Below are 20,247 nucleotides of genomic sequence, written 5' to 3'. Positions count from 1 at the left end.
TCAGATACCCGCCATTTCATTCATCATTTTTTCGATATCGGACAAACCGTCCTCGGTCAGCGACAAGCCGCTGTTTTCAAATGCCTGGATAAATTCGTTCAATTGCGGCTTCTCGAAAATAAGGCGCAGAGGGACATCGATCCCCAGGCCCGAGTGGATTCTGGAAATGAGCTGGGCCGCCAAGAGCGAGTGCCCGCCCAGCTCGAAAAAGTCATCAGTCAGGCCGACACGCTCGACCTTCAGCACCTGCGCCCAGATCTCGGCGATCTGCCGCTCCTGCTCGGTAGACGGCGCGACATAGCTGCGCTGCAACTGGCTGGCATCGGGCTTGGGCAGAGCCTTGCGGTCCAGCTTGCCGTTGGGGGTCAGCGGCATATGCTGCAAGCAGACGAAGTGGCTCGGCACCATGTAATCCGGCAGACCGGCCCGCAAATGCGCCTTCAGTTCATCGCGCAGGGTGTTGGGGTCTTGCCCCTCCTCGGCGGGAACCAGATAAGCCACCAGTTGCTTGCCCGCCGGCCCGTCGATATCGATGACCACCCCTTCATGCACGCCTGGGTGTTCCTGCAGGCTGGCTTCGATTTCACCCAGTTCGATACGGAAACCGCGAATCTTCACCTGATGGTCCAGGCGCCCGACGTACTCGATCACACCGTCGGCGTGATAGCGCGTCAGGTCGCCGGTGCGGTACAGCCGCGAACCGGGCGGGCCGAACGGATCGGGAATGAAGCGCTCGGCGGTCAACGCAGCACGCTGGTGATAACCGCGAGCCAGGCCATCGCCACCGATCAGCAGCTCGCCTCGGGTGCCGATCGGCAACACATTGATATCGTCACTGACGATGTGCAGACGGGTATTGGCCAAAGGCCGGCCCAGCCAGATATCGTCACTGCGGGTCAGGTAATGGCGCGCCGACCAGATGGTGGTTTCCGTCGGCCCGTAGACGTTCCAGACATGCCCGGCCTGATCGATCAGCCGTTGGGCCAGCTCGACGCTCAAGGCCTCGCCGCCACACAGCAGAGTCTTGCCGTGCAAGGCGCCTGCCGGAGCGCTGTCCAGCAGCATGCGCCAGGTAGACGGTGTGGCCTGGATCACGCTGACAACCTGTTGCTCGATCACCGCCAGCAAGGCTTGCGGGTCCTTGTTTTCATCAGGGCGCAACAGCACCACCGAAGCTCCGCGCATCAGCGGCAGGTACAGCTCCAACCCGGCGATATCGAACGACAGCGAAGTCAAGGACAGGACTTTATCTTGAGCATTCAGCCCCGGCTGCTCCGCCATGCTATGGAGGAAGTTGACCAGCGCCTGATGGCCGATGGTCACGCCTTTTGGCAGACCGGTGGAGCCGGAGGTGTAGATCACATAGGCCAGGTTTTGCGGATGCGCCGGGTTGATCGGGTTCTCGTCGCTGTAGCCTGCCAGCCACTCACCGGCCTGATCCAGGCACAGGCTCTGGACAGATGCCGGGATCGGCAGACGCTCGCGCAGCGCCGTCTGGGTCAGCAGCAATTGCAGGCCGCTGTCTTCGATCATGTAGGCCAGACGGTCCTGAGGGAAATCCGGGTCCAGCGGCACATAGGCGCCGCCCGCCTTGAGGATTGCCAGCAGACCGACTACCTGCTCCAGGCTGCGCTGCACCGCGACACCCACCAGCACATCCGGGCCGACGCCCAGTTCGCGAAGCTTGTGGGCCAGTTGGTTGGCGCGGCTGTTGAGCTGGCGATAGGTCAGTTGTTCATTGCCGAGAACCAATGCCACCGCATCCGGCGTGTCCTGAACCTGAGCCTCGATCAGTGCCGGCAGGCATTGCTCGCTCGGGTAAGCGGCGGCGCTGTGGTTCCAGCCTTGCAGAATCTGCTGACGCTCGGCCTCGCTTTGCATCGGCAGTTCGCTGACCCGCTGGCGGGTGTTGATGCAGATGGCTTTCAGCAAGCTCAGCCAGTGCTCGGCCATACGCTCGATGGTCGCACTGTCGAACAGCGCGGTCGCGTAAGTCAGACCTACGCTCACGCCATCGGCATGCTCCGTGGTGCCAAGGCTCAGGTCGAACTGCGCCGCATGGCTGTCCGACTCAAGGCCCTGAACACTCAGCCCGGACAACTCACGAACCTCGGCATTGCCTTGGGTCTGGTGATTGAACATCACCTGGAACAACGGGCTATGGCTCAGGCTGCGCTGTGGCTGCAAGGCTTCCACCAGTTGCTCGAATGGCAGTTCCTGATGGGCCTGAGCCTGTAAGGCCGTCTGCCTGACCTGCTGCAACAGCTCGCTGAACGTGGTGTGCAGGTCGAACCCGGCGCGCAGCACCTGAGTGTTGACGAAGAAGCCAATCAAACCTTCGGTTTCAGCACGGGTACGGTTGGCAATCGGCACACCGACCCGAATATCGTTTTGTCCCGAATGGCGATGCAGCAGGCTCTGGAAAGAGGCCAGCAGCAACATGAACAGCGTCACGCCTTCCTGACGCGCCACGTTTCTGAGGCTATCCACCAGACCGTTTTCCAGCTCAAGGCCGAATCTTGCACCAGCATGGCTTTGCACGACGGGCCTTGGCCGGTCCGCAGGCAATTCCAGAATCGGCTGCTCGTCGCCCAGCTGTTCTTTCCAGTACGCCAGTTGACGGGCCTGTTCACCCGCCTCCATCCAGGTGCGCTGCCACAGGGCGTAATCGGCGTACTGAATCGCCAGTTCACCCAGATCGACTTCATGCCCCTGGCTGTAGCCTTCGTACAGGCGCACCAGCTCATCGACCATGATCGGCATCGACCAGCCATCGGAGACGATATGGTGCTGGGTCAGAACCAGCACATGCTCGTTCTCGCCCAGGTTAAGCAGCTTGACCCGCAAAAGCGGCCCTTGCTCCAGATCGAAGGAACGCTGCACTTCCTGTTGCACGCAGGCTTGCAGTGTCTGCCCCGCAGGCACGTGTTCGACAGGCAGGGTGAACAGCGACGCAGGATGCACGATCTGTACAGCCTGCTCGCCGTTCTGGCGGAAGGTCGTGCGCAGGGTTTCATGACGGGCAATCAGGACCGTAAAGCTCTGCTCCAAAGCCTCGATATCCAGCGACCCGCTCAGGCGCAAGGCCGCAGGCATGTTGTACGCGGTGCTTTCCGGCTCCAGTTGCCAGAGGAACCACTGACGTTGCTGGGCATAGGACAAGCCCAGCGGCTGGCTTCGGTCTGCTTTAACGAATCCTGGAGCCTTGCTGCTCTGGCCCTGATCCGCAGCCTGAGCAAAACTGGCCAGACTCTGAGCTTCAAACAGGTTACGCAATGACAGTTCGAGGTTCAGCTGCTGACGAATCCGGGAAATCACCTGAGTTGCCAGCAGCGAGTGGCCGCCCAGCTCGAAGAAGTTGTCGTTCAAACCAACCCGCTCGACTTTCAGCACGTCTGCCCAGATGGCTGCCAGTTGCTGCTCCAGTTCGCTTTGCGGCGCCACATAGCTGTTCTGCAACTGGCTGGCATCCGGTTTCGGCAAGGCCTTGCGGTCCAGCTTGCCGTTGCCGGTCAGCGGCATGGCGTCCAGCAACACGAAATGAGTCGGCACCATGTAATCCGGCAGATGCGCCTTGAGTTCGGCTTTCAGTTCTTCGCGCAGGGTTTGCGGATCGCTGCTTGAATCCTGAGGCACCAGATACGCCGCCAGTTGCCCGTCCAGCGCCAGCACGGTGACTTCGCGAACGCTGGCCTGAGCCAGCAGGCGCGTCTCGATTTCACCCAGTTCGATACGGAAGCCGCGAATCTTCACTTGATGGTCGATACGTCCGGCGTACTCGATTACCCCTTCGGCGCGATAGCGGGCCAGGTCGCCAGTGCGATACAGGCGACCGCCGTCCTGAGAGAACGGGTCCGGCACGAAGCGTTCGGCCGTCAGGGCTGCGCGATTGTGATAACCCCGCGCCAGACCGGCATGACCGATATGCAGTTCGCCACTGCAACCCAGCGCTACCGGGTTGAAATCCGCGTCCAGCACGTACCAGGACAGATCAGGAATCGCCTCGCCAATCGGGCTGGCGGCACTCAGGGTGTCGGCCTGGGTGATCGGGCGATAGGTCACGTGAACCGTGGTTTCGGTGATGCCGTACATATTGATCAGTTGCGGGCTTTGGTCGCCAAAACGTTCAAACCATGGAGCAAGACTTGCCACATCCAGCGCTTCGCCACCGAAGATCACCGAGCGCAGGGCCAGAGCTTTTTCGCTGTCGCACGCCACCCGCATCAACTGCTTGAACGCCGATGGCGTCTGGTTCAGCACCGTGACGTTTTCCTGCGCCAGCAAGGCATGGAAATCTTCCGGCGAACGGCTGACGTCGCGAGGCACGATGACCAGGCGACCGCCGTGCAGCAATGCGCCGAAAATCTCCCAGACCGAGAAGTCGAAGGCGTAGGAATGGAACAGCGTCCAGACATCCTGATCGTCAAACTTGAACCAGTCATCGGTGGCGGCAAACAGGCGCATCAGGTTGTGATGCGGCAACAGCGTGCCTTTCGGTTTGCCAGTCGAACCCGAGGTGTAGATCACGTAGGCCAGGTTATCCGGCGTCGTCAGGTTGACCGGGTTGCTGTCGGCATAGCCTTCCAGCGAATCGCTCAGCGACAGGGTCTGCACCTGCAGCGGCAGCGGCAGGCTGGCCAGCAGGTGATCCTGGGTCAGCAGCAAAGTAATGCCGCTGTCGTCCATCAGGTAGTTCAGGCGCTCAGATGGGGAATCCGGGTCCAGCGGCACATAGGCGCCACCGGCCTTGAGGATCGCTAGCAGGCCGACGATCATTTCCAGGCTGCGCTCCACCGCCAGACCGACCCGCACGTCCGGACCAACGCCCTGCTCGCGCAGCTTGTGAGCCAGCTGGTTGGCGCGACGGTTCAGTGCATCGTAGGTCAGTTGCTCATTGCCCAGAGTCAGGGCAATGGCCTGCGGTACGCGAGCGGCCTGGGTTTCGATCACTTGATGGGCACACTGCTCGCTGGGGTAAACCGCCGCATCACGGTTCCAGTCCTGCAATGTTTGCTCACGTTCGGCAGCGCTCAGCAAGGGCAGGTCCGCAATCCGCTGATGGAGATTAGCCGTCATGGCGTGCAGCACATTGCGCCAGTGCTCGGCCATGCGCTCGATGGTGGCGGCATCGAACAGGTCAGTGGCGTAGATCAGCGAAGCACCCAGGCCGTCTTCCCGCTCGCAGGTATCCAGGGTCAGGTCGAACTGCGCGGTGTGCTTGTCCGACACCTGATATTCCAGACGCAAGCCGGGCAACTGGCGGGCCTCGTTCCGGCCTTGGGTCTGATGGTTATAGGCAACCTGAAACAACGGGCTGCGACTCAAGTCACGCTCCGGCTGCAAGGCTTCCACCAGTTGCTCGAATGGCAGGTCCTGATGAGCCTGAGCCTGCAAGGCAGTCTGCTTGATCTGCTGCAACAACTGGACAACCGTTGTCTGCGGATCGAACTCTGCCTTGAGCACCTGGGTGTTGACGAAAAAGCCGATCAGGCCCTCGGTTTCGGCGCGGTTGCGGTTGGCAATCGGCACGCCGACACGTACATCGCTTTGCCCGGTGTAGCGATGCAGCAGGGTCTGGAACGACGCCAGCAACAGCATGAACAAGGTAACGCCCTGTTGCCGCGCCACGTCCTTCAAACGGCCCAGCAATGTGCTATCCAGTTCGACATTGAGGCGTGCGCCGCCATAGGTCCGCACGGCCGGGCGTGGACGATCGGTGGGCAGTTCAAGCACTGGCGGCTGGTCGCCCAACTGGTTTTTCCAATAGGTCAGCTGGCGCTCCTGCTCACCCATCTCCAGCCAGTTACGTTGCCAGAGCGCATAGTCGGCGTACTGGATCGGCAGCGCGGCCAGTTCCGGCTCGCGTCCCTGGCTGCAGGCTTCGTAAAAGCGCAGCAGCTCATCGACCATGATCGGCATCGACCAACCATCTGAGACGATATGGTGCTGGGTCAGGACCAACACATGCTCGTCATCGCTCAAGCTCAATAGCTTGACCCGCAAGAGCGGCCCTTGTTGCAGATCGAAGGGCCGTTGCACTTCCTGTTCGACGTACGTCTCGACCGTTTCACCGCTCTGAAGCCGGTCCACGCTCAGGGCGAAAGCGCCAGCCGGATGAACCACTTGAAGGGCGTTATCGCCTTGCTGCTCGAAGGTCGTGCGCAGGGTTTCATGACGGGCGATCAAGTGCTCGACACTGCGGCGCAAGGCCTCGACATTCAGGGTGCCGTGCAGGCGCAGGGCCAGGGGGATGTTGTAGGCGGCGCTTTGTGGCTCAAGCTGCCAGATGATCCATTGCCGCTGCTGGGCGAAAGAGAGCGCAGAACCTTCCTGCGACTCTCTCTTGAAGATTGGCGTGACGGCGTAGAGATTCACCCCCTGTCGCTTCAGCAGTACCGCCAGCGCCTTGCGTTCACGGGCGGACAGCGATTTTACGGACTCAAGCAACTCTTGCACGGGGGTATCTCCTGCTAAGCAATCAAATTATCAATTTCCTCCGCTGATAAACGTTTGAGTGCCTCTAGCGATTTAGTCAATTCGTCCAGTGCAGGGTCACTTTTGCCATTTTTTTGCTCGATCACGGCAACCAGACCCGCCACACAAGGTTGTTCGAACAACTCTTTGAGCGAAACCTCGTGCTGCAATTGCTCGCGCACACGGACCAGCACCTGCACCGCCACCAGCGAATGACCGCCCAGCTCGAAGAAGTTGTCATTCAGCCCGACTCGCTCGACTTTCAGCACGTCCGCCCAGATGGCTGCCAGTTGCTGCTCCAGCTCGCTTTCGGGCGCCACATAGCTGTTCTGCAACTGGCTGGCATCCGGTTTCGGCAAGGCCTTGCGATCCAGTTTGCCGTTGCCGGTCAGCGGCATGGCGTCCAGCACCACGAAATGGGTAGGCACCATGTAATCCGGCAGATGCGCCTTGAGTTCGGCTTTCAGTTCTTCGCGCAGGGTTTGCGGATCGCTGCTTGAATCCTGAGGCACCAGATACGCCGCCAGTTGCCCGTCCAGCGCCAGCACGGTGACTTCGCGAACGCTGGCCTGAGCCAGCAGGCGCGCCTCGATTTCACCCAGTTCGATACGGAAGCCGCGAATCTTCACCTGATGGTCGATACGTCCGGCGTACTCGATTACCCCTTCGGCGCGATAGCGGGCCAGGTCGCCGGTGCGATACAAGCGGCCGCCGTCCTGGGAGAACGGGTCTGGCACGAAGCGTTCGGCCGTCAGGGCTGCACGGTTGTGATAACCCCGCGCCAGACCGGCATGGCCGATATGCAGTTCGCCACTGCAACCCAGCGCTACCGGGTTGAAGTCCGCGTCCAGCACGTACCAGGACAGATCAGGAATCGCCTCGCCAATCGGGCTGGCGGCACTCAGGGTGTCTGCCTGGCTGATCGGGCGATAGGTCACGTGAACCGTGGTTTCAGTGATGCCGTACATATTGATCAGTTGCGGGCTCTGGTCGCCAAAGCGCTCGAACCATGGAGCAAGACTTGCCACGTCCAGCGCTTCGCCACCGAAGATCACCGAGCGCAGGGCCAGAGCTTTTTCGCTGTCGCACGCCACCCGCATCAACTGCTTGAACGCCGACGGCGTCTGGTTCAGCACCGTGACGTTTTCCTGCGCCAGCAAGGCATGGAAATCTTCCGGCGAGCGGCTGACGTCGCGAGGCACGATCACCAGGCGACCGCCGTGCAACAACGCGCCAAAAATCTCCCAGACCGAGAAGTCGAAGGCGTAGGAATGGAACAGCGTCCAGACATCCTGATCGTCAAACTTGAACCAGTCATCGGTGGCGGCAAACAGGCGCATCAGGTTGTGATGCGGCAACAGCGTGCCTTTCGGTTTGCCAGTCGAACCCGAGGTGTAGATCACGTAGGCCAGGTTATCCGGCGTCGTCAGGTTGACCAGGTTGCTGTCGGCATAGCCTTCCAGCGAATCGCTCAGCGACAGGGTCTGCACCTGCGGCGGCAGCGGCAGGCTGGCCAGCAGGTGATCCTGGGTCAGCAGCAAAGTAATGCCGCTGTCGTCCATCAGGTAGTTCAGGCGCTCAGATGGGGAATCCGGGTCCAGCGGCACATAGGCGCCACCGGCCTTGAGGATCGCTAGCAGGCCGACGATCATTTCCAGGCTGCGCTCCACCGCCAGACCGACCCGCACATCCGGGCCAACGCCCTGCTCGCGCAGTTTGTGAGCCAGCTGGTTGGCGCGACGGTTCAGTGCGTCGTAAGTCAGTTGCTCATTGCCCAGAGTCAAGGCAATGGCCTGAGGCACACGAGCGGCCTGGGTTTCGATCAACTGGTGAGCGCACTGCGCGCTTGGCCACGCCTGCACGGCTTGCGTCCAGCCGGTGGGCAATGCCAGTTCGCCCAACGAGGCCGATGGTGCAGCGCTCAGGGTTTGCAGCAAGTGATCGAAATGGCTGGCCAGTTGCGCCACGGCCTCTGCACCAAAGTGCTGGCAGTCGTAGCTGAAACGTACCGACAGCACATCGGCAGCCTCGACAACCAGCGTCAGCGGATAATGCGCCTGTTCCTGATTGTGCAACCCACTGAAAGCCAAGCCTGCCGGGGCCTGTTGCAAGGCTTCGGACACCGGGTAGTTCTCGAACACCAGAATATTGTCGAACAACGCCTCGCCGCCGCTGGCCGCCAGACGCTGGATTTCGTACAGCGGCGTGTGCTCAAACTCGCGCAGGGCAAGGTTCTTGGCCTGCACGTGCTGCACCCAGTCAGCGACGGTCTGTTCAGGTCGCGGGCTGGCGATGACCGGCAAGGTATTGATGAACAGGCCAAGCTGCTCTTCAACCCCTGGCAAGTCCGCCGGGCGTCCTGCCACGGTTGCGCCAAAGGTCACGCTGGCTTGACCGGTGTAGCGCTGCAACAGCAACAGCCACGCCGATTGCACCAAGGTGTTGAGCGTCACGCGCTGCTCGCGGGCAAACTCGCTCAGGCGCTGGGTGCCGACAGCATCGATCAGGTGGAAGTAATCGCCATAACCCTGCCCGCCTGCACTGGATTTAAGCGCCTGGACCAGACGGGTCGGCTCGTCCAGTTCGGCCACCTGTTCCGTCCAGAAGCGCTCGCTGGCCTGGGCATCCTGGCGTTGCAGCCATTCGATGTAATCGCGATAACGGCTACCCTGCTGTGGCAGCGGCTGGCCGCTGTAGCGTTGCAGCACTTCACCCAACAGGCGCGAACTGCTCCAGCCGTCCATGAGGATGTGATGGCTGGTGTAGATCAGGTGATGGGTATTGTCCGTCGTACGCAGCAGCGCCAGACGCAACAATGGCCCCTGGGTCAGATCGAAGCCTTTCTGGCGGTCAGCCTGCGCCCAGTCATCCAGCCATGTCGCCTGTTGTCCGCGAGCGTCCAGCTCAATGAACGGCAGGGTTGCCTGGCGCTGCACCACTTGCAGCGAGTGCTCAAGATGGCTGACGAATGCACTGCGCAGCACCTCATGAGCATCCACAGAAGCTTGCCAGGCAGCCTTGAAGCGTTCGACGTCCAGCCCCGACACATCGACGCGCAACTGGTTGATGTAGTTGCCTGCTTCATGCTCGAAAAGGCTATGGAACAACATGCCTTGCTGCATCGGTGCCAGCGGGTAGATATCGTCGATATTTGCGGCGGCAATCGGCAAGCGGTCCAACTGCGCCTGAGTCAGGGCCGCCAGCGGGAAGTCCGATGGCGTAACGCCCTGCTGGCCATTGAGGCAGTGTTCGATGACCTCTGTCAGCGCCTGCTCGTACTGACGCGCCAGAGCCTCGATGGTCGAAGCCTGATAGACCTCGGCACTGAATGCCCAGTCCAGTTGCAACTGTCCATCGAATACCTGGCCATTGATGCTCAGCCAGTTGCTCAACGGCCCGTCTTCACTCAAGGCATGGCCGCAGCTGTCCGCGCTCGGCACAAACAATGCGCCGTCACGTTCACTGAAGCTGCCGTCGAATTGTCCCAGGTAGTTGAAGGTGACCTGCGCTTGCGGCAAGGCAGCCAGTTCACGACCAAAACCGGCATCGCCCAGATAACGCAGAACGCCATAGCCGACGCCTTTGTTCGGCACGGCCCGCAATTGCTCCTTGATGCCGCAGATGCTGGCGCCCGTATCGGCCTGCGATGTCACCTTGACCGGGAACAGGCTGCTGAACCAGCCGACAGTGCGGCTCAGGTCCATATCGTCAAACAGGTCTTCGCGGCCGTGGCCTTCAAGCTGGATCAACACCGATGGCTGCTGGCTCCACTGGCACAGCACCTGCGCCAGCGCGGTCAGCAGCAGGTCGTTGACCTGAGTCCGGTAAGCCGCTGGCGCCACCTTGAGCAGCTTGTGGGTGAGGTCTTTGCTCAGCCAGGACGAAGCATGGGCGACATCGCGATTGCGTTGCGTGCCGAGCGGATTGTCACAAGGCAGCGGCTGGATATCGCCACTGAGGGTTTGTCGCCAGTAATCACGTTCGGCAGCCAGGGTTTCGCTGGCGGCATAACGATGCAGTTGCTCAGCCCAGGCCTTGAGGGAACTGGTCTTGGCGGGCAGCGCCAGAGCCTTGCCGGTATTCAGGGCGACGTAAGCCTGTTGCAGGTCTTCCAGCAAGACACGCCACGATACGCCGTCCACTACCAAGTGATGGATGACCAGCAGCAGACGCTGTTCGCCTTCGGGCAGGCTCACCAATACTGCGCGCAATAGCGGGCCGTTTTTCAGGTCCAGACTGCGCTGGGCTTCGTCGGCCAGTTCGGTCAGGCGCGACAGATCGTCCAGCTCATGCACCCACAGCAGGTCGCGGGTGGACAGCGGCCCGAAGGTCGCCTGCCACTCACCATCCTGCTGGGCAAAACCCAGGCGCAAGGCGTCATGCTGCTCGATCAGAGCCTGCAAGGCTGCCAGCAGATGACTGGCTTCCAGCGGGCTGCTGGGCTTGAGCATCACCGACTGGTTCCAGTGGTGACGCTCGGGAATGTTCATCTCGAAGAAACGTGCCTGGATCGGCAGCAGCGGCAAGCTCCCGCTGACCTGCTCGACCACCGCAGCAGGCTTCTTCTGGATCAGCTTGGCCACCGTCGCCAACTGGGCGATGGTCTGTTTCTCGAACAGTTGCTTGGGGCTCAGCTTGAGGCCCTGGCGTTTGGCGCGGGCGATGATTTGCAGGCTGAGGATCGAATCCCCGCCCAGCTCGAAGAAGTTATCGGTGGTGCCGACCTTATCCAGCTTGAGTACATCGGCCCAGACCGCCGCGAGTTTTTCCTCGATCTCGCCGACCGGTGCGGTATAGCGCTGTTTGACCACGCCCGGCTTGGGCAAGGCGCGTTTATCCAGCTTGCCGTTGGCGGTCAGCGGCAGACGCTCCAGCACCACGAACTGCGCAGGCACCAGGTATTCCGGCAGGCTGGCGGTCAGTTGTTCGCGCAGGTCTTCGACCTGCAACGTCGTGCCCGCAGCGGCCACGCAATAAGCCACAAGTTGCAGACGGGACTCGTCACCTTCAACCGCTTGCGCCACCACCGCAGCCTCGGCCACTGACTCGAAACGCAGCAGTACCCGCGCCACTTCGGCAGGCTCCACGCGATAACCGCGCACTTTCACCTGATCGTCGCTGCGACCGATGAACTCCAGCAGCCCCTGGCGGCTGCGACGCACCCGATCACCACTGCGATAGGCGCGCTGTCCTTCACCGGCAAAGGGGTCCGGCACAAAACGTTCGGCCGTCAGGCCCGGTTGCCCGAGATAACCCAGCGCCACGCTGTCGCCACCAATGTACAACTCGCCCGCAACCTGTTCGTCGCTCAGGTTCAGCACATCGTCCAGCACGTAACCGTGAGCACCCGGCAACGGCGTCCCCACCGGCACGGAGCGGGACGGATCGATGGCCCGGACTTCATGGGTCAGCACACCGACCGTGGTTTCACTGGGGCCGTAATGGTTGATGAAACGGCAGCCCGGCTTGAGCTGACGAACCTGCTCGAACAAGCCTGGCGGACAAGCCTCGCCACCCACGATCAGCGCATGCTGTGGCAGTACGTCGGCGGGATTGGCGGCCTGCAACAGGGCCGCAAGATGGCCGGGCACGATTTTCAATACGCCGACGCGATGCTCGACCATGTACTCGGCAAAACCGTCCGGATCGAACCCCAAGGACTCGGTCAGCACGTGCAAGGGACGCCCGGAACACAGGGCACCGAACAGCACGGTATGGCCCAGGTCGGCGGCGATGGTCGAGACCAGCGCCATGCTGGCGTTCGGCGCCAGATCCAGACGTTCAAGCAGGCCGCGCACATAGCTGGCCAGCGCGCCATGACTGACCAGTACACCCTTGGGCTGGCCAGTGGAGCCGGAGGTGTGAATCACATAGGCTGGCGACTGTGCCGAAACCTCAATAACCGGACTGCTCACAGACTGGTGCTGCCACTGCGTCGGCGCATAGGCCAGGCCCTGACAGCCAGCGACTGCCAGCGAGGTCTGGCGCTGATCGCCTTCGGCACACAGCAGTACCCGCGCGCGGGCACCCTCCAACATCTGTTGCAGGCGCGCATCCGGCGCCTTGACGTCCAGTGGCATGTAGACGCCGCCCGCCTTGAAGATCGCCAACACCGCCGTGAGCCATTCCAGCGAACGCTCCATCAGCACGGCCACGGGTTGGCCTTCGCCCACGCCCAGGCTCGCCAGATGATGTGCGAGGCGGTTGGCCGCCTGATCCAGCTCGGCAGTGCTCAAGGTATGTTCAAGGCAACGAGCGGCCAAGGCATGGGGCTGCTTCTCGACCTGAACATTCCATTGTTGCAGCACCTGCGCAGCAGGTTCACGGGCAACTTGCGGCTGCTGGACCGGCAACGCGCCCAGACTGAACAAAGGCGCTTCGGGAGCCGCCAGCAAGGTTTTGAACAGCTCCAGCAAGGCAGGAATGAAGCCCTCGATGGTCGAGCGCTTGTACAGATCGCTGGCGAAAGTCATGTCGCCATGGATCAACGTGCCGTCGTCGGTGATATCCAGCGCCAGATCGAAATGCGCGCCATCCTTGTGGAACTCATACTCGCTGACTTCCAGCCCCGGCAGCTTGAGCGCCACTTTCTGCTTGAGGACCACGTTCTGGTTGAACTTGGCCTGGAACAGCGGGTTGTGACCCAGGCTGCGCTCCGGTGCCAGTTGATCCACCAGTTGCTCGAACGGCACATCCTGATGAGCCTGGGCACCAAAGGAAGTCTCACGAATCCGGGCCAGCAGATCGAGATAGCTCAGGCGTTCGTCCACTTCGCAGCGCAGCACCTGAGTGTTGATGAAAAAGCCGATAAGGCCTTCGGTTTCAGCCCGGCCACGGTTGGCATTGGGTACACCGATACGGATATCCCGTTGCCCGGCCTTGCGGGACAGGAACAGGGAAAAACCGGCCAGTACCAGCATGAACAGGCTCATGCCCTGGCTACGGGCAAAGGCGTTCAGTTGGCGGGACAGGTCGAGGCCGAAGTCGAAGTGCAGGCGCTCGCCCTGAAAGCTCTGGGTCGCAGGCCGCTGAAAATCATGGGCAGCATCCAGCAGTGGCTGCTCATCACCCAGTTGCTGACGCCAGTAATCGAGCTGCCGCTCGCCCTCGCCCGCCTCCAGCCATTTGCGCTGCCAGATCGCATAGTCGGCGTACTGCAAGGGTAATTCCGGCAACACAGGTTCACGGCTCTCGCTGTAAGCCTGATAGCAATGCACGAACTCCTGAATCATCACATCCATCGACCAGCCATCGGAGACGATGTGATGCATGCTCACCACCAGCACGTACTCGTCGCCAGCCAGACGGTACAAGCTGGCACGCAGCAACGGCCCCTTTTGCAGATCGAACGGCTGACGGGTGCTCTGCTCGACCTGCTGAGCCAGCTCGATCTCGCGCACATCCACCGACAACGCCGACAGATCGACACGCTCCAGCGCCACATGCTGGTTGTCGAGAATCACTTGATGCGGTTGATCGCCTTCGGTGTGGAACACCGTGCGCAACACTTCATGGCGCTCGATCAGATGATCGAACGAGTGCAACAAGGCCGACTCGTCCAGCTCACCGCGCAAACGCAGGCCGGTGGTCATCTTGTAGGCATCGCTCAGCGGATCAAGCTGCCAGAGAAACAGCAGACGCTGTTGTGCGAAGGACAGCGGGATCTGCGCAAAATCATGACGACTGACCGGCACCGGCAACAGGCTGAAGTCCTTGCCTTCCTGGCGCAGCCTGGCGAGGAACTGTTGACGCTGTTCGAGGGGCAGCCCGACAAAGCGTTTAGCGATACGTGCAGCAGTAGTCCCGGTCATGCGCCAAATTCCTCCAGTGAATCCATGAACTGGTCCATATCGCTCCAGTCGTTGTCGGCCGTGTCATCGGTGAGCAACGCCACTTCTGCGGCCAGATCGCTCAGTACAGGTTTCTCGAACAGCGTGCGCAACGGCAGGCTGACACCCAGTTGCGTCTTGATCCGGGCAATCACTTGCGCGGCCAGCAGGGAATGACCGCCCAGCTCGAAGAACTGGTCGTCCAGACCAACCTGAGGGACGTGCAGCACTTCCACCCAGATGGCGGCCAGACAGACCTGCAACTCGGTTTGCGGTGCGCGGTAAGTGGCCTGCAACTGGCTTGGGTCAGGAACCGGCAAGGCCTTGCGGTCGAGCTTGCCGCTGGGGGTCAGCGGCAGGTTCGGCAACAGCAGCAGATGAGTCGGCACCATGTAGTCCGGCAGGCTGGCTTGCAGCTGGGACTTGATGTTCTGACGCAACGCCGCCTGTTCGGCATCGCCGGTTGCAACGGATTCTGGAACCAGATAAGCCACCAGTTGCGTGCTGCCAGCCAGTGGCAGCGCCAGAACCACCGCTTCGCGAATGCCGGAGCACTGCTGCAGGCGCGATTCGATTTCTCCCAGCTCGATCCGGAAGCCGCGAATCTTCACCTGATGATCGACGCGACCGATGTATTCCAGCGCACCATCGGCTCCCAGCCGCGCCCGGTCGCCGGTTCGATAAAGCCGTTCACCCGCCACGAACGGGTCGGCGATAAAGCGCTCGGCGCTCAGTGCCGGCTGGCCGTGATAACCCCGGGCCAGACCAGGCCCACCGATATACAACTCACCCACCGCGCCTTGCGGCAGCAGGTTCAACTGGTCGTCGAGCACGTAAAGGCGACGTCCCGCCAGCCCCTGACCAATCGGCACGCCACGCCAGGAAACGGCTTCAGGCGTCAATGCGCTGCAATCGTAGATGCTCGAAACTACCGTGGCCTCGGTCGGCCCGTAAGTGTTGAGCAGACGCACATGGCCCAGCCCGGCCTTGCGCCACAAGCGCAAACCTTCAACCGCCATGGCTTCGCCGCCCACGTGGATCTGACGCAACGCGCCATAGTGAACGGGTGGCCGGGCAGCGTAATCCTGAACCAGCGTCAGCCAGTACGCGGCTGGCAAGTCCGCCAGGGTAATACCGTGCTCGACAACCGCCTGATGGAAAGTGGCACTGTCCCAGAGCCGATCATCGCGCAGCACCACACAGGCGCCATTGCAGAGCGGCGGATAGAACTGCTCCACAAAGCCGTCGAAACTGTTGGTTGCGAATTGCAGGACCTTATCGCCTTCGCGCAAATCGCTGTAGGCCGCACCCAGGGTGACGAACTCGGCCAGCGCCCCATGACTGATGGCCACGCCCTTGGGACGACCGGTGGAGCCGGAGGTGTAGATCACGTAAGCCAGATTGGCCGGATCGACGTTTACATCCAGATCATGTTCAGCGACATCGCCCTGTTCATCGTGCTGATCCAGAAGCAAGCACTGGATATCACCCAGCGGCGGCAGGCTCGCCAGCAGCTCGCTGCGGGTCAGCAGCCATTTGAGACCGCTGTCCTGCAACACATGGCTCAAGCGCTCGGTTGGTGTCTTGGGGTCCAGCGGCACATAGGCCCCGCCCGCCTTGAGAACGGCCAGTAATGCCACGGCCATTTCCAGCGAACGGCCCAGCGCAATGCCTACCAATACGTCAGGACCAACGCCCTGCTCGCGCAAGCGATGAGCCAGACGATTGCTGAGTTTATTCAGGTGTTCGTAGCTCAGGCCGGGAGCCTGGCGTTCGCCCGCCATGACCAGAGCCTGAGCCTGGGGCGTGCGCTTGACCTGTGCCTCGAACAGACGATGCGCGGGCGTGGCAATGCTGGCTCGTGGCGCGGCATCCACATCCAGCAACTGCTGACGCTCTTCAGCCGCCAGCATCGACAACTCACCCACCGACTGCTGCGGATTGGCACAAGCCGAGGCCAGCAGATTGCGCCAATGCCCGGCCAGACGGGCGATGGTCGCCTCGTCGAAGATATCGGTGGCATAGGTAAAGGCGGCATTGAGCTGTTCGCCTTCACCACTGGTGGCCAGCATCAGGTCGCTGGCGGCAGCATGGGCACGCCCGGCGGCGGCCTGTTGTTCCGCTGGCAGATTCGCGACCCGCAGGCCGCTTTCCAATTGCTTGTCCAACAGATCGGCAACCACCGGCTGATGGTTGAACATCACCTGGAACAGCGGGTTATGGCTCTGACTACGCTCAGGCTGCAAGGCATCGATCACGGCGTCGAACGGCAATTCCTGATGCGATTGCGCGCCCATCGCCGCCTGACGCACGGTCTGCAACAGATCGACAAAACGGGTGCCCGCCGTCACTTCGCTGCGCAGCACCTGGGTGTTGATGAAACAGCCGATCAGGCCTTCGGTTTCACTGCGCGTACGGTTGGCAATCAACCCGCCGACGCGGATATCGGTCTGCCCGCTATAGCGATGCAGCAGGCTCTTGAAGGAGGCCAGCAACACCACGAACAAGGTGACGCCCTGGCGCTGGGCCAGGGTTTTCAGGTCGCGCAACAGCGCGGTATCCAGCGAGATTTCAAGACGCGCCCCCTGATGCGTCGGCAACGCCGGGTGTGGCCGGTCGGTGGGCAGCTCCAGCACCGGATGCTCTTCACCCAGATGCGCACGCCAGTAATCGAGCTGACGCTCCTGCTCACCCGCCTCCAGCCAACTGCGCTGCCACAACGCATAATCGCGGTACTGCACGGCCAGCGGATTCAGTTGCAGAGGCTTGCCGGCAATCAGCGCATCGTAGCCGCGCAACCATTCATCGATCAGTACATTCATCGACCAGCCGTCGGTGATCATGTGATGCAGGTTCAATAGCAACACATGCTCCTGCTCTTGCAGACGCAACAGGCGAATGCTGAACAGCGGGCCTTTCTCCAGATCGAAAGACTGTTCGGCCTGGCGAGCCATTTCCCGATGAGCCTTCGACCAGCGCTCTTCCAGTGGCAAGGCGCTCAGGTCCAGCAATTCGATGGTCACCGGCGCAGGCTCGGCCACCCGCTGGAATGCACGTTCGCCGTCCTGACCGAAGGTCGTGCGCAGGCTTTCATGGCGCTCTACCAAGGCACTGAATGCGCGCTCCAGCACGGCAACATCCAGCGAACCGTTCAGGCACACCGACATCGGCAGGTTATAGGCTGAGCTTTCAGGGTCGAGTTGCCAGAGAAACCACATGCGCTGCTGCGCATAGGACAAGCCATCACGCTCAACAAGCCCAACGCAGGACGGGATCGGGAACAACGAAAAGTCCATGTCCTCCTGGCGCATACCGTCGAGAAACAACCGACGTTTTTCAGGGGGCAGCTCGACAAAACGGCGAGCCAGTTTATGGGCGTGTTCGGGATTCATGCATTGGGTCCTTGCTGAATAGGCCTGACCATGAGGCTTGGTCGTATGAACAAGAACGAATTGGAAGCAAAATATTTAACGGAAATTAATGGTCGGTAGCACATCGCCCTTATGCGCAAAAACATGCGCATGCAAAAACGCTAATAATCGCTGTAAGCCTCGTATTTAAAGGCTTTCGATCACTGCGCAAAGAATTGCGCGGGTGCGCAAGCTCTTGCGCACTTTTTGCTGAAAAAGTCGCCTCTTTTTCAAGCAGCCAAATGCCATGTGCTTGTATTTGCTGGATAAAAACCAGTCGGCATGATTTTTGACATACGTCTCTCCGCTCAACGGGCGTTATTGCCCATACAGACGGAGGAACAAGGGATGTCCGCACCCGCCCATCAAACACATTTCAGCCTGCATCTGGAGGACGTCAGACACGACTTTCAGGTGCTGGCCTTTACCGGCACGGAGGCCATCAACCAGCCCTTTGTCTTTGAGCTGGAACTGGTCAGCGAAAACCCGGCGCTGGATCTGGACAGCCTGCTCAATCGCTCTGCCTTTCTGCAGTTCGGCCCCGACGACGCTGGCGTGCATGGCTTGATCGACCGTATCGCTCAAGGCGACTCCCGCAAGCGACTGACCCACTACGCCATGACCCTGCGACCGCACCTCGCCTACCTGGGCCATCGCATCAATCAACGCATCTTCCAGCAACAGTCGGTGCCGGACATCATTGCCCGCATCCTGCAAGAGCACGGCATCCTGGCCGACCGCTATCACTTCCAGCTCGGTCTGCCGTACCCGAAACGCGAGTACTGTGTGCAGTACGACGAATCGGACCTGCATTTCATTCAGCGACTCTGCGAAGAAGAAGGCCTGCACTATCACTTCCAGCACAGCAGGACCATGCACCGTCTGGTATTCGGCGATGACCAGACGGTCTTTCCCAGGCTAAAGCCGCTGACCTATCGACAGGACAGCGGGATGGTCCCCAATGAGCCGGTGGTCAAGCGCTTCAATGTGCGTCTTGAAACTCGTACCTCTCGCACCACGCGGCGGGATTATGACTTTCAGAAACCGCTGGTTCCCCTTGAAAGCGAAGTCCAGAACAAAACCCTGCCCGACCTTGAGGACTACGATTACCCCGGCCGTTTCAGCAACCGTGAGCGTGGCAATCTTCTGGCCCGACGGGCACTGGAACGCCACCGTCATGATTACCGCCTCGCCGAAGGCCATAGCGATCAGCCACGGCTGGTCAGCGGCCACTTTCTGGAACTGGCCAGTCACCCGCAGAAAAGCTGGAACCAGCTCTGGCTGCTGACCGAGGTTCGTCACGAAGGCCGCCAACCGCAGGTGCTGGAAGAGTCGGCTCACCCTTCTGACTGGCAGGGCTATCGCAATACCTTTCGCGGTACGCCGTGGGACGCTTTCTATCGCCCGCCTCTGCGCCATCCCAAGCCACGCATTCAGGGCAGCCAGACCGCCATGGTCACCGGGCCGCTGGGCCAGGAAATCCATTGCGACAAACATGGCCGGATCAAGGTGCAGTTCCACTGGGACCGCGAGGGCCAGCAGGATGCCAAAAGCAGTTGCTGGCTGCGGGTGTCGTCCGGTTGGGCGGGCAATCGCTATGGCGCTGTCGTCCTGCCACGGGTCGGCATGGAAGTGCTGGTGACTTTTCTGGAAGGCGATCCCGATCAACCTCTGGTCACCGGCTGCCTCTACCACGCCGAAAACACTCCGCCCTACAGCCTGCCCGAACACCGCACCCGCAGCGTCTTCAAGACGTTGAGCAGCCCCGGTGGCGGTGGCTCTAACGAGCTGCGCATCGAGGACCGCAAGGATCAGGAACAGATCTTCATCCACGCCCAGCGCAACTGGGACCAGAGCATCGGCCACGACCAGAAGGTCCATGTCGGCCATGAGCGTCACGACCGGGTCGAGGCCAATAGCTACAGCGAATTCCAGGCCGAGGAACACCGCACCGTCAACGCCGACCGCAAGGTGGAAATCAGGGCAAACGATCACCTGAGCATCGCTCAGGTTCAGCACATCAAGGTGGGAGTGGCGCAGCTCGTAGAAGCCGGACAGGAAATCCACATCAAGTCCGGCGACAAACTGGTGATCGATGCCGGGATGGAGCTGACCCTCAAGGTCGGCGGCAGCTTTATCAAGATCGATCACTGTGGCGTGATGATGAACGGGCCGTTGGTCAGGACCAATCAAGGCGGCTATCCGGGCATCGGGACCGAGGCGCCGCCCGTGCTGCCCGTCGCTCCAAAGGCGGCAGATACATCCGCTGCCGGCAGGAAACCTGTGACAGTGCCGTCCACCCCCAAACCTGAAACACCCACCTCCAGCCAGGGCCCCGAGGCACTTATCGTCGATGTCTGGGGCGATCCCGATCATGGCAGCCAGTTGATCCTGACGGGGCCGGAGCAGCAGCCATGAGCACGTTCAACGACAAGCCCATCACCCAGGGCACCCGCAAGAAAACCGAGTACCTTAATGACCAGAATGCGCGGCTGGCGCTGCAGATTCCCCGCACCGACGGCGGCATGCTGCAA

General features: G+C 61.1%; 4 protein-coding genes. 1 reads left to right on the top strand and 3 read right to left on the bottom strand.

From position 1 onward, the window contains the following. The 3 genes from ACODS3_RS17340 to ACODS3_RS17330 are packed head-to-tail and all read right to left on the bottom strand — an operon-like array spanning nt 1 to nt 17,695. Entirely contained in the window at nt 1-6,456 is a 6,456-nt protein-coding gene (locus ACODS3_RS17340; protein WP_489035439.1) for an amino acid adenylation domain-containing protein, read from the bottom strand. 14 nt (nt 6,457-6,470) lie between these two features. Next, complete coding sequence (locus tag ACODS3_RS17335) at nt 6,471-14,285, bottom strand: amino acid adenylation domain-containing protein (protein ID WP_489035437.1); 7,815 nt, start codon at nt 14,283-14,285, stop codon at nt 6,471-6,473. Continuing rightward, the gene (locus ACODS3_RS17330) at nt 14,282-17,695 is read right to left on the bottom strand and encodes an amino acid adenylation domain-containing protein (protein WP_489035435.1); all 3,414 of its coding nucleotides are present in this window, start codon (nt 17,693-17,695) and stop codon (nt 14,282-14,284) included. The genes ACODS3_RS17335 and ACODS3_RS17330 overlap by 4 nt, the downstream gene beginning before the upstream one ends. 366 nt (nt 17,696-18,061) lie before the next feature. Between ACODS3_RS17330 and ACODS3_RS17325 the strand changes: the two genes are divergently transcribed. Next, the gene (locus ACODS3_RS17325) at nt 18,062-20,131 is read left to right on the top strand and encodes a type VI secretion system Vgr family protein (RefSeq protein ID WP_489035433.1); all 2,070 of its coding nucleotides are present in this window, start codon (nt 18,062-18,064) and stop codon (nt 20,129-20,131) included. Nucleotides 20,132-20,247: the final 116 nt, after the last annotated feature.

Source organism: Pseudomonas sp. FG43 (assembly GCF_057809175.1).
The sequence above is the reverse complement of the archived record's forward strand: the minus strand, read 5'-3'. Positions and strand labels throughout refer to the sequence as shown.